Genomic DNA, 12,280 nt, shown 5'->3' on the forward strand with positions numbered 1-12,280 from the left:
AAGCGAACTGATCACCAATTGGGTGGCGAACAAGAATCGAAGCTTGATTCACAATGAAGGAATCACCTGGCTCCGCGCCAGAGACAACCATATGTTCTGTCGTCGGCAAGTCCTGAAAATGGAATTGAGATTTGAATGTGCCTCGCATTAGAGCGCAACCACTTGATGAACAAGGGTCTGAGGCGGCTCTGCCTGAGGAACGAGGTATGGGGCGAGGAGATTAAGGTACTCCTGAGGCACACCAGCGTCTTCCAGAGCTTGAGTGATTGAGCCTGAGCGCAAGGCCTGCACCTGAGGAGCAATCTGACTAAGGAGAAATCCTGCGCGAGCACCGTGTGCGTGGTCGCCTTGGGCAGCGGGCTCGGCAAGAGCTCGGGAAAGAGCCTCATGGACGGCCCTATAGCCGTCCAAACCGCCAAACGCATTATGAGTTTGCTGTAGATCCGTCATGTTCCCTCGTTGGACTCACTGGATATTGATCCAACTTTGACACTTTACAGCGACCGAATCACGTCAAAACGGTTATGCGGAATGCGCGTCTGTGGAAAGTTCAGCAGCCACTACCTTGCCGCCAATACGGCCGGGCAACAAAAGGATCCCGCAGAAACTTACGAATGCGAACCACAGGCCACCAACGCAGAACCAATCCTGAAGTGCGCTGTTGGATGCGGTCAAAGCCATGGTGCTTGCAACGGCGCAGGTACCGAAGAAGAGCCCCATCGTTAGAAACGAGACGCGTAGGAATGACTCGGAAAGTTTGTGACCGGGTTTTGCAGCGGCAGCCCTCGAGGCCCAAGTTACAATCAGAACGAAGGCAACGAACGACACCCAGATACTGCTCAGACTGAGCTTTTCGACAGCCGATAGGGTATCCGCACGGCTTAGAATGGTGCTTGTGAGCAGCGCGCTCGCAAATGTGTAGATGCCAATGGCGAAGTAGGCAATACGAAGAAGTGATTCAGTCATACGTGTTCTCCCGAAGCGATCACAGAAGGGGTCGACATTGACACCCTGTTTGGTAGGCCGTTGGCCTGTGATACTGGGATAACGTGTGAATCTGAGTTTACAAGGGTTGAGATGGAAAATGATGTAAAGGTGGGGTTAACGGGGCCAAGATGGAAGGCCCCGTGGCATCGATAGGGTCATTGCTGATTGGTGCTGCTGGTCACTTTGTAGTAATCGGCACAAAGGTAGGAACGTGCTTAGTAACGGCAGCGATCAGGTCTTCTTGCTTGAACGGTTTTGACAGGTAATCAGTTGCGCCGGCGGCCATACCCTTGGCTTTGTCGAAAACCCCGTCTTTCGAGGAAAGCATTACTACTGGTTTTGAATTGAGGTGTTCGTGAGACCGGATGACCTGGGTGACCATGTAGCCATCAACTCGGGGCATCATTACATCAACGAAGATGAAGTCAGGAGCGAAGTCTTTGATTTTGGTGAGGCAGTCAAACCCATCCTCTGCAAGCATGACTACGCATCCGGCACTGGTCAGGATGTCTTCGCCAGCTTTGCGAATTGTGCGGGAATCATCAACGATCATAACGCGTAGTGGTGAATCAGCCATTTCTCAACCTCGGGGAAATTGGAGCTCCATGCGGGGCCATGGTTACCGATAAACGGTAGAGTAGCTACCCAAAACGATGGTGCTTTTTTTAATCAATCAACAGAGCGCAACGAGTGCTCTCAAATTTCGAAGGGCCATAATGACTTGCCTACGATCCTTGACCATATAGAGTTGCTGCGACCCGTAAGCGTAGACATGAGCTAATGAGACACCCCAAAACACCGCTACTCGAACATCAGAATTTTTCGCGGGGCCCCGCCAACATTGTTATTTCCGAGCTCGACCTTCAAGCCCTGAAGGTACTGAATGGGCTAGGAGGTTCTGTGCTCACTGCTGCAGACTTGGGCGGTGCACTCAACAGCAAGCTGGACAACTCGCGCAAGTCGATGCTGGGCGGGCGTCACCTTCGTCGCCTTCAAAGCGTCGGTTTTGTAAAAGCTATTGAACTGCCTGGTGGTGGTTACGAGATTACGGTTACTGGCCGCGCGGCGGCCAGCGTCGCTAGCTAGCCATCGATTGCAGCGTTCAGTTCTGCAATGCAAGCATCCATTCTTCCTGGGTACTTTTTGTCGGCGAGGGTTCTGACTCCCGCCAAAGACCGAACCTCTTCCCGTGCTGGCCCATACCCGCGGGCGGCAGCCACGGAATACCAGCAGTAGGCCTTGAATTGTGGATCTCCCTGGGCGCGTATGCGCCCTAGTGACAGGTTGAGCGCATATTGGTAGATCGCTGAGGTGTCGCCTGTTCGCCCCAACTGCTCCAACTCATCACCACCATCCCGAATAGCCTGGCGTGGCCTGGCTTCATAAGGCCGCTTTGCTGTATCCGCTCCCGCGCTAAGTGCGGTACTGGGCTCAGGTTCAGGCGCAGAAGCTGGGTTGGCTGTGAAAGCTGCCGCAAATGCCTTAGCGGCCTCTGTATCACCTGCTTCGGAGGCCGACTTAAGATATTCGAGCCCTCGCTCCATATCATTCAGATGAGGAATGCGCTGGTTAGTCAGCGCCATACCAAATTCACGTTTGGCTCTAACGCTGGTCTCCGCGGATTTAGCTAGCAGCATTTCACCATAAGCAACGTCTTTGCCTACCCCGTTACCCATCACATATAGCCAGCCCAAGACGCGCGTAGCTTCTGAATGACCCAGGTTCATTGCAGAGTTGAGGTACCCGACAGCGGCGTCTGGGGCTTTCTCAACACCAATGCCTGTGAGATAGATCTTTGCCAATTCATAGAACGCGTTTGGATTGCCCATGTATCCGGACTGCTCAAGCAAGGCAAGCTGTCCCATAACATCTCCAGTACGTCCAACCCGGCGCGCCTCTTGAAGCACCTCATCGGCTTGGCTTGGGGTTGTGGTTGGCTGGGTCTGACCTGGTGACGAAGGATCAGAGGTATCCACAGCTGGAGAAGGGACAGAGACGCTAGAGTAGGGAGCTTCATCTACAGCATAAACCTGTACATCAGACTCCACCGGCTGGTCTGAAGCCCCATCACTTAGTTCAACCTGATTGGGCAGCTCTTGCGGAGTTGCGGGAACAGGTAGTGGTGGCTGACGTGAGACCGAATCGACAACCTCAGGTGCAGCGAGAGGCTCATCAAACGGATTGCCGGAACTCATAGGCCTCGTACTTGATGAACACCCAGCTATGACAGCAACCGTGAGGATACAAAGAGGTAGTCTGGTGAAACTCATGTAAGTGGAATTCCGGCATTTGCGGGAATCAGATCATTACACCAAGCAGGGTGTGTTCACAGTCAAAACAGGGGTTCAGAATTCATTGTTCTCAGCCGGCTGGACAAGGCCAGGGTAGTCATCAAGAGACAAAGCATTGGTTCTGATCGCCGGGGAGACGGAGGTAGCCGAATCAGCTGGTGTTTTGTCCGCCTGGTGGTCTCGCATTTTTTCGAGCTCGCGCTTGAACGCCACTTCCTGGACGGTTGGGCGTTTCACATAAGGTTTAGGGTCCGGGGCTCGCTCTGCGGCATAGAGCACGACGGCATCAGGATTCTGCTCAACGGCTTCTGCAAACTTTGATGCTAGGAATTCCCGGAGTGCATCCTTAGATGGGGGTGTGTTCAAAACGATTTCTCCTATGTAGCTACTACCGAGGTGTTATTTCCCGGCACAATCTTTGCCGCTGTGGTTAAGAGCAGAATCAATGGGGTTGGTCGCTATTAAGGGTAGCCTAAAGCAGCAACGCTGGTCAGACCACCGAAGGGACTTTGCGACCATGGAAGCTCCAGATCGATGGGGACGTGCTCCAAAGCTCAAGGCTCGCTAACAAGTGTTCAAGCTCGGCGTTTGACGCACCAGATATAGCATCCCACCGATGAGCAGTCGTCATATCGGGATTAGGACGTTCTCCTACATTGACAGCTAAATGAAGATCGCTCATGCCGTGTCGGCCGGCAGTCCAGATAACGATGCCACCAGTGATAACGCAGGCACCCGGTCCGTCACTAGATAACCAATTCTCTACCTCGAGCAGGGCGTCAAAAATCTTGAGCACAGTCTCAACTGCACAGGACGCCCTAGCTACCTGATTCGACCACTCCGCTAGATAGGTTTTAACTAGCCCCTTTGACTTGGGGCGAAAGCGGCCAGGAGACTCAAGGAACCTGCTCACACTTTCAGTGATCTGCATCATATCAAGGTCATCAGCGCCAATCAGTGCGCGAATCGGCGAACAGGATGCGCAGCCGTCGGTGATCTGGGCGCAGTGCAGTACCGGGGTGTGCTCCAGATGAAAAAAGACGTGACCGTCGATAACTGCTGCATTCCCCAGCCCTCGTGAACGAATCAGACTGGATAATCCGCAAAGCAATGATGGATGAGGGTAGAGAGCTTGATGCGCTTGAGTTGGCATTGACGTGAGGCCTTGGACATCAGTCCAGTATTGGTTGCTGGCTACAAAATACTCCCCCTAATGCAAGACGCAAATCCATACCAGGGCAGTTAAAAACTGCCCTAGCGAGAGGCTATCCCTGCTGTTCTTCCTTCCATGCCCTGATCATTTCAGGTGGAACCTGGTTACGGGCCGCGAGGATGCACTGGCTGAACTCAGCATCGTAGTAAATCACTGCAGACTCAGCATCGAGCTCGGCGCGTACCCTGGCCACCTTCTGAGCTTCGGTAGAGTCATCACCGTTATCAGTGCCTTCTCGGCTGACGAAATCTTCGATCAACCGTTGAAGAGTTTCGGGTGAGAGACGCCCGGGAGGGATGATCATTAAAACTGCCTCCCTACCTGCAGAGATCCTGAAGAGTGATCAATTAGACCTTTGCTGCAAGGGTAGGTGAGTTGACCATCTTGCCAGCGGACAGCAAAGCTTCTCCCCAAGCAGCCTTCCATCTGACAGCGACGGCTACCGCCAGTCAAAATTCCGAAAGTGGTACCGTCGGTACTGTATACCCGCTTCTGCGGGGATGAGGCTTCGAAATCTGCAGCTGATCGCATGGTTTGCTCCTCTATGAATGATAGAGAATCCTCGGTTCATCCAGGCCGTGGCAGAACCCCTAGCGGTCTGTGCAGTGCTTGATCCAACTTCTGACCAGGTCCTGCTCGCCTGTTGCATCGACCAAGAAGCCGTAGAACGTGTTGGAATCCTTAGTGTGGAAACCAAAACCGAGTTGTTCGCCACCGGAAATGGCCCACAGCATTGAATCGTTAGGGGTGAAACTGGCGAGTACATAGTCACCACTGACTGATGGTTTTCCCTGCAGGGAAGCAATCGGTAAGAACTGCTTGTTAATGCGTAGGGTGTAGTTCGTGGCGTTGCGAGTGATAAAGCCGTTGTTATCGCCGGCGTCATAAAGGGCTGAAAACCTCACCCGCTGATTTGGAGCGCACGACATTATCAGCTTGCCTGTGCCGTTCCAGGTCTGCTGACGCCCCATCAAATAGACCTGCCCCTGCTTTCCTTCGATACCCCATTCAGCCGGAAGCACACCGTTGTTCACTAGGTTGAGCCTAGCGGCGTCAGAGTGCGAAAGAAGCTCCATCTGACCTCGGCCGACTTGGACCATTCTTTCGAAAAGGGCAGGCACTACGCCCATCTTGATTAAGTAGGCAGTGATGGCCGCGGAGAGCACCTGAGCAACATCAAGATCCGTCGACTGTGCGGTGCGCCGGTAAAACCGGTGAATCCCTAGCTGGGAAGCTGGATCAATGAACCTGAACTTACCGCCAGCATAAGTTAGGACGCAGGCACTCATGCATTTCCCGGGGGAGGGGCGTCCAGATGTTTTCCCCGGCTTGCCGATAGCGGTGTTCATGCTAGACCCGCGGATAAGCTCACCAAGCCGCATACCAGCTTGAGGATCTCCGCCGGCAGAGTCCAAATACACGATTGAACCAGCCAAGCCTCTGCTCGGTATTAGACTTGCGAGCTGTGCGACGGTGTCGTCAGTAATTTCGCCAGCCAGGTATACCTCTGGAGGGGAAGAGGCTCCTGCAGTAGCCGAAGGTAAAATCTCAATATCGTTTGCTGTAGCAACGCTAGAAATAGCGCTGAAAACGGAGGCTGCGAGCAGCCCGCAGAGGAAGAAGCGCATTCTAAATTCCTGAGGCTCGCCCACTGACCAAAGAATTGAGGCCGGGCATCCTGTAGTAGGAGCTCGATCTCAGAACTCGAATTTATGGTAGATGACGCGGCTCATTGGTAGCGCTTGGACAAGGTCACCATCATCATTACGCTTGAGTTGAGCGAGACGCTTACCCTGGGTGTCGAAGGCGGTAAAGGTGGCACCCTCACGCTTCCATTCGGAAATCGAAACAGCGCGGCCATCTGCGATGATCTGGTCTTTTTGAATAATCGCCAACCCCACAGGGCGCGGCTTTTCTTCGGCGTACTGGATAGAGGCCTGGTAGGCGCCATTGATACTGTCGCCGCACCCAGCCAGTAGAAGTGGGAGCAGCAGAAAGGCGAAGGGTTTCATTATCGATGTGTCCTGGAATACTTGAGGACAACGTACCGCAAAGATTCAAAATCACCAGTCAAAAGGTGGCGTCCGAATTCGAAGCTTAGCTCTTTAAGCGGCTTGCCCTTCTACGCGCTGGCTGTGGAATGTCTGTGAGCCCCGCCTTTGACATACGGCGGTACTGATCAGCACGAGGTGGGGGCGGAGACGGTAATTCGTCCGGTAGAGGTATGCCATCCCGTTCAGCAATGCGCCGGATCAGGTCATGGTAGGCCGCAGTGTAAGATCGCTTGCCTATGTATGCCCGAAGGGGTTTCAGTCCAAGCACATGGTTGCTCCCCCAGTAAGAGCGCCCCATAGGCGATTTAGAAACGATCAGTGAAACCCCAGACCAAGGTTTCCCAGCTGATCTAGATCTGAGACTGCCTGGCTTTATACCAAGCTTCGACTCTGTTGCATCGCGCCAGGCTTTTGCTTGGAGAAGAGCTTCTTCAATGCTGCCTCCAAAATCCGATGCCCTGAAGCATTTATTTGGGCGCTCGCCATCCGAGCCATGCCCTTGCTGGATCATGGGCCGGTACCCAATCAGTTCTTTTGACTTGTTGTGAAGCTTTGAGATCCTGCGCATCTCAAAGGCATCCTGATGCTGCCAGCGCTTGGATCGCTCGTGAATAGGGGGACCGCATTCGGCTTCTACTGCCGGCGGATCGTCCACGTCGACTGTATCCGCCAACGGCAGGCAGGCTCGACGACGCATGAAAATGAGGTCGAAACTCGTGGCTGATTGGATTTCAGGCACAGCAGAAGTGGGTTGACGCAATTTTCCAGAATCCATTGGTACTTAGCGGCTCATAACGATCTGGGGTGCCAGGTCGACGGCTCATTTTTGCATGGCGCGATCCTGGTGCCCGGTCGTACCCTTCGTGTAGGGGCACATGAAAATTCTATGGTGAAGCAAGTAGCGTATGTGGCTTGCAAGGCCTTGCACGCCGAATGTTACTGAGACGATACAGCAAACCTGCAGCTATTTTAAGATGGAAAATTCCATAACGGCCACATCCACATCCGGCTTTAAGCAGGTGCAGTATCCACATCAGGACTTTAAACGGGAACGTTTCTAAAGAAACTTTCATCATAGTCAGGCATGTCCTCCATCTGTAGGGGCGGCGGGGTAAAGTCCGCATGCTCAGGTGGGGATTGGTAAGACTGACGATTAGGGGCGGGGTGTCGTTGGCCTTGGGGTTGGGAACCCTGCTGAGGTCTGGACTCTCTCTGAGCCGGCGCGGATGAGGTTCGAATAGAAGCACTCGCACTTTCCACAAAATGGCACTGTCCGTCGAAGTCATCAACGATGATCTCCGTAATCGACTTCTCAACGGAGCCAACAGTGTATTTACGAGATTTAAGCTTGCCCACGACGTAGAGATCTCGGCCCTTGCGGCCACCCTGCGCCACTACGTCAGCGTGCCTGCCCTTCAAAACGATGCGATGCCACTCAGTTTCTTCAACCTTCGAACCACTTTGTTTGTCAGTCCACGACTCGCTTGTAGCCAGGGAAACTACGGTGGTGGAGCCGTTATTGAACTGCTGAACCTTCGGGTCAGAGCCCATTGTTCCGATGATAGTGACAGTGTTAACGCCGCGCTTTGCCATTGTTCGGGAAGACCTTTGAAGACTGATTTAACGCCGAGCGAACCCAGCAATACCCGCTATTCAACCATCGAATAGATCGCAGACGTACTCAAAACGCACCTCTCAAACCAGAATTGGCTGATCAGCCAGCTCGACCAATAACCGGTGTAGAAGGTTGGCGAGATCTCGACGGCGGTCGGCAGTCAAAACCGAACCATCGCCATAAAGCCCTTTGGAGATATGTCGAAGGCGAACAAGCTGTTCAGCTTCAACAAAGAACCCTTCATCTGAAGATTCGTCGGTTGGTGGTTTATAGCAGTCCCTCCAGTGCGTAACACTATCGGTCAGATCAAGGCTGTCCGGACATTCACTAATCCAGCGGCCGGACCACATGTCACCGTCATCGTCATAACGGACGAAACGGGCTACCCGTTGTGAACCCCATTCGAGGAAAACCATGACAGGTACAGATCTCGCGTATAGAAACTCTCTGTCGGGCAGAACCGGCAAGGCGCGAGTTACTTTGTGCCAGGGCATGGGATGAACCTCAAATAAGATGAGATCATCATGCTGCCTATCGACTCGTGCCAGAATCACCCATCCAGAATATTTTGTATCATTTGACTCAGGCGCTCGTGTAGGACTGGGGAGCCCTGGGTTGTCAAAGGCAGGATCAGCTTTTTCTCGCCCGCGTAGGTGAGAGCAAAGGCAGGGGAGCGCTGCTGCAGGTCTGAGAAATTGTGGATGGCATCGGCAAGCCTTAATGACTGCCCATCAGGCGACGCCTTGGACAGGTGCTGGCGGTCGATCGCCTTTCGAACCGCCCTGCTACCATCATTCATTCGACTCGGGTTTGTGACTTCTTTCACGAGCTGAAGGACGGCAGACCCAAGAAGGTCGAGAATCACTCGCTCACGCTGAATGCGAATTTCTTCAGGGCACTCAAGGGTGTCATGGAGATAGCCTGCCGCGATCAGTTCCCAACTGTCTGAGATCTCCGCCAACAAGTTTGCTACCGCAGTAGGGTGTGTGATGTATGGCACATCGGTAGTGTAGTTGCGCAACTCACCCAAATGCCATTCTGTGGCCAGTCCCATCGCAACCTTCAACCGCTCATCCATGGAGGTGAGTGCCTGAAGCATCCAGCACTGGATGGACCCAGTACGCCAGGCAAGGGTAGACCGGTAGATCTGAAGGGTGGTGAGCTTTTACCTTGCAGAAGCCTGCGTTCGCCAGGCCGTTGATGCCCAAGTAGTTATTGGTTTTAAGGCCAAGTCGAATTAGTGAACCTTCCCCACTATATTCGTCGTTGCGGATGATCCGGAACTCAGGAATGCCAATCTGTATGCCGGCGGCCCACCCCCAGGCAGTTGCCTCGCCGTCACCGATCTGGACAACTGCGCGGTCCAGTGGAGAGCCAGGGAAGACATCAATGCCGGAGACCGCGTTGAAAACAGCTCTCTGACCTGCCCCGACATTTCCAGAGAATAAGTGTCGGAACTGTTCAGGAACGGTAGCCAAATGTCCCGCCTCATGCAGGAGAGCAGAAGCTCGGCAGCGAGGATCAACGTTGATTGATCCCGCAGAAATCTCGCAGTGCTGGGCAAACCCAGTAGCTCCAGGTACTAGCCTGACAGTGATGCCAACTTCGTTGAGGAAGTCCATGGTTCGCGTGAGGTACTTGTCCATCTGAAATCCAATGCGCTAGCTAATGAGGCGGGTAAATAGCAACCGCCGTGTTTGACTATAGCGTGGCATGACCTTTGATGTGGCACCACCCTAGTGGGTCAGTGGCACGATGAGGCGATTAAACGGATCAATGCCTCCTCAGGGGGAATAACTTCCCAACGCCGGCCAAGCTTTTGGCCCGCGGTGAACGAGGTGCCCGCGTAGTGCCCTTCCAACCGAGTGATTGTTGTGTAGCGGCGGTGAGCCACGTCCTCGACGCGAAGGAGGGCGTTTTCACCGGGCTGCATAATGTATTCACCGGGACGAAGCTGATTGGTGGATTTGGTCTGTCGCTGAGAGAGGTCTAGGGACATCGATTGAGCACCTGCAGATAACCACGTTATCTAGAGCTTAACTATCAAGTCCCATATTGCACTCCAAAAGAGGGTGCCAAAAATCAGGAGGCTACTGGGGTAACAATGAAATGAAGGCTGGCATAGGCAGAATTACAACTCCAAACCTCCACTCCGGATTTGCTGAAGTAGGCCCACCCATCACGAATCGTCAGGTCAGCTTCAGGCCACACAGAGCTGTGACCATTGATGCCTGCCTTGAGAAATGTAGCCTCTTTGCAGCGGGCCAGGTAGACACCGGCCTTCAGCTTGGTTGGTTCATTGAGTCGACTCATCTTTGGGCTCCACAATCATGCGCTGAATCATACCAGCCGGCGCATGACTGCACAGGGAACGCAATTACAGACAGAACCGCCACTGGAGAAATAAAAGGATGTTGCTTTCGATGATGGCTCACTGGACTCTGCGCCAGAACCAAGGCCGTCCTCAGTAGCTGTACGCTCTTGAGCCTGTGCAGCCAGCTGGGCCATTACCTGATCGGCGAGGTACTCGAGCAACCCCTTGTGAGGCTGGGTATGAGAACCAATTTGATTGGTTGGGTACAAGCTAAATCCTCCATCCGGGCTTTAGACGCTAATGAGAGCATTTGAAACACCAAAGCTGAGTCACCACCTTCCCGATGCCAGGGTATCGGCCGCACAAAGGCATGCCTTAGAAAGTATGATCTAACCTGAAGCAGCTCAGGTTCAGAGCTAGTCTGATAGGCATCAAGGTGTGCCAGAAGCAAAAAACCCCCACAACCTGAATAAGGCTGTGAGGGTCCTCCCTGCTAGATCAATCAATCTCAGTGCTCGGAACTAAACCGTTCAAGGGCCAGAACATTGCACCAATATCAAGCGGCCAGCTTTGTCGGCTGGCTATGCTTGGTTTCAATCTTTTGAAACTCTGCAAGCATCTCGCTATACGTCAAAGACCCACGTTGATGGGCTTCGATGTGCGCTAGGCGCTCGCAACCTTTTTTCCACTCCAGGGTGGCTGACAGTTTGTCGAGAGTGTCTCGTGGCGCGACCCGGGTGAACCCAGATTTAAACGCCTCAAGGACTGCTTCGTCGAGGGTGTCAGTTGAATAATGGGACATCCATCCTATGTCACGGAACGCAGAGTAACGAAAGCGTCCCGCTTCTGAAGCATCCGGCAAGATCAAAGCCCACGAATCCCCCGATTCGTTTTGCAAGATCATGCCGAGGCCAAGCTCATCGAGCTCGACATACACCGCCTGTAAATTCTCGTGTCGAACCTCAATTTCCCGGATTAAGGATTTCTCGAGCGCACAAGGGGTGTCTTTGTTCGATTGGATTGGACGTAACAGTTCGCGCGTAGCCTCGATTTGGTCGAAGTAGTAGTTACGAAAGCTGAATGTGGTCATGGGTACATCTCCGAGGAGGGGCATCCATGCCAGAGCATGAGAATGCCCTGGTGGGGTGGTAGGTACGACTCTGCTTGCCTAGGGCGCGCAGCTTGTTACGGCGCGCAGCGGCCTGATTAAGCAATAGCTGTGGAGCACCCCAACTCATGAGTTTTCATAGGGTTTCTCTCGCCAGTAGAACGGTGGGCACATTACATATACCCGGTGCTCTAAGGCCAGGTTCGGAAGGTGGGAACCAACATTACCTGGCCAAAACCTGGGGATGTCAGGCCTTACCGGAAGGATCCGCTTTTGCGGAAAGGGTGATCTGTATCGCGTAGCCAGCCACAAAAAGAGCATTAGGCGGAAGCCGATCAGATCAGACATTGCGACGGGTCAAGGAGGAACTCAACGGCAAGCCGTTGGGGTCCGCACAGCTGGTGAGCTGTGTTCTGCGCAATGGATTTCTCGTTACCGAGGATTTACCCAAAAGCAATGCAATGAGCAAAGCTCCAAGCTAGGCGCTCATACCTGAAGGAAATGAAAACACCAAGCCTGACGGCAGGATGTGATCTCTACCGTCTGGGGGAAGCACCTTCAAAGAAGGGCAATGCGATCATCACCAACAAAAGTCGATGCGATCTGGATGCGTAGGAAGGTCGAAACCTTGCTACGAATTTAGATTGATCTAGCAGTATCTACGCAAAGGAATGGCAGAAATAACTGACAGTCCAATG

Annotated in this window: 15 protein-coding genes; 1 reads left to right on the forward strand and 14 read right to left on the reverse strand. The window is 53.2% G+C overall.

Annotated features, from left to right (window positions below; translation table 11 throughout):
- Positions 1-522: 522 nt before the first annotated feature.
- On the reverse strand, positions 523-966 hold the full coding sequence (locus tag ACZRN6_RS16900) for a hypothetical protein (protein ID WP_011923229.1): 444 nt from the start codon (positions 964-966) through the stop codon (positions 523-525).
- Positions 967-1,165: 199 nt separating this feature from the next.
- Complete coding sequence (locus ACZRN6_RS16905; protein ID WP_011923228.1) at positions 1,166-1,564, reverse strand: response regulator; 399 nt, start codon at positions 1,562-1,564, stop codon at positions 1,166-1,168.
- 323 nt (positions 1,565-1,887) lie between these two features.
- On the opposite strand from ACZRN6_RS16905, the gene ACZRN6_RS16910 reads away from it, so the two are divergent.
- Complete coding sequence (locus ACZRN6_RS16910) at positions 1,888-2,073, forward strand: hypothetical protein (RefSeq protein WP_116827419.1); 186 nt, start codon at positions 1,888-1,890, stop codon at positions 2,071-2,073.
- Here the strand turns inward: ACZRN6_RS16910 and ACZRN6_RS16915 are convergent.
- The 12 genes from ACZRN6_RS16915 to ACZRN6_RS16970 form a co-directional block, all read right to left on the reverse strand.
- Entirely contained in the window at positions 2,070-3,182 is a 1,113-nt protein-coding gene (locus ACZRN6_RS16915; protein ID WP_169904125.1) for a tetratricopeptide repeat protein, read from the reverse strand. The two genes, ACZRN6_RS16910 and ACZRN6_RS16915, sit on opposite strands and share 4 nt — an antisense overlap.
- A 150-nt stretch (positions 3,183-3,332) precedes the next feature.
- The gene (locus tag ACZRN6_RS16920; RefSeq protein ID WP_011923225.1) at positions 3,333-3,644 is read right to left on the reverse strand and encodes a hypothetical protein; all 312 of its coding nucleotides are present in this window, start codon (positions 3,642-3,644) and stop codon (positions 3,333-3,335) included.
- A 124-nt stretch (positions 3,645-3,768) separates the two neighbouring features.
- A complete protein-coding gene (locus ACZRN6_RS16925) occupies positions 3,769-4,431 on the reverse strand; it encodes a hypothetical protein (protein ID WP_153045969.1) in 663 nt (220 codons plus the stop codon).
- A 112-nt stretch (positions 4,432-4,543) separates the two neighbouring features.
- Positions 4,544-4,795, reverse strand: a complete 252-nt coding sequence (locus ACZRN6_RS16930; protein WP_078465908.1) for a YheU family protein — start codon at positions 4,793-4,795, stop codon at positions 4,544-4,546.
- 286 nt (positions 4,796-5,081) lie between these two features.
- Positions 5,082-6,119 (reverse strand): COG3904 family protein, encoded by a 1,038-nt coding sequence (locus ACZRN6_RS16935; RefSeq protein ID WP_078465909.1) that lies wholly within the window; start codon positions 6,117-6,119, stop codon positions 5,082-5,084.
- Between the two features lie 69 nt (positions 6,120-6,188).
- Positions 6,189-6,503: a hypothetical protein gene (locus ACZRN6_RS16940; RefSeq protein ID WP_078465910.1), complete on the reverse strand. Its 315-nt coding sequence runs from the start codon at positions 6,501-6,503 to the stop codon at positions 6,189-6,191.
- Between the two features lie 1,083 nt (positions 6,504-7,586).
- The gene (gene ssb / locus ACZRN6_RS16945) at positions 7,587-8,138 is read right to left on the reverse strand and encodes a single-stranded DNA-binding protein (RefSeq protein ID WP_169904124.1); all 552 of its coding nucleotides are present in this window, start codon (positions 8,136-8,138) and stop codon (positions 7,587-7,589) included.
- Between the two features lie 102 nt (positions 8,139-8,240).
- The gene (locus ACZRN6_RS16950; RefSeq protein WP_169904123.1) at positions 8,241-8,654 is read right to left on the reverse strand and encodes a hypothetical protein; all 414 of its coding nucleotides are present in this window, start codon (positions 8,652-8,654) and stop codon (positions 8,241-8,243) included.
- A 56-nt stretch (positions 8,655-8,710) separates the two neighbouring features.
- Positions 8,711-9,238, reverse strand: a complete 528-nt coding sequence (locus ACZRN6_RS16955; RefSeq protein ID WP_169904122.1) for an HD domain-containing protein — start codon at positions 9,236-9,238, stop codon at positions 8,711-8,713.
- The gene (locus ACZRN6_RS16960) at positions 9,231-9,806 is read right to left on the reverse strand and encodes a hypothetical protein (protein ID WP_169904121.1); all 576 of its coding nucleotides are present in this window, start codon (positions 9,804-9,806) and stop codon (positions 9,231-9,233) included. The genes ACZRN6_RS16955 and ACZRN6_RS16960 overlap by 8 nt, the downstream gene beginning before the upstream one ends.
- A 436-nt stretch (positions 9,807-10,242) precedes the next feature.
- The gene (locus tag ACZRN6_RS16965; protein WP_169904120.1) at positions 10,243-10,473 is read right to left on the reverse strand and encodes a hypothetical protein; all 231 of its coding nucleotides are present in this window, start codon (positions 10,471-10,473) and stop codon (positions 10,243-10,245) included.
- A gap of 557 nt (positions 10,474-11,030) precedes the next feature.
- The gene (locus ACZRN6_RS16970; RefSeq protein ID WP_078465916.1) at positions 11,031-11,564 is read right to left on the reverse strand and encodes a hypothetical protein; all 534 of its coding nucleotides are present in this window, start codon (positions 11,562-11,564) and stop codon (positions 11,031-11,033) included.
- Between the last annotated feature and the right edge of the window lie 716 nt (positions 11,565-12,280).

The sequence above is a fragment of the Pseudomonas sp. A125 genome (assembly GCF_055409485.1).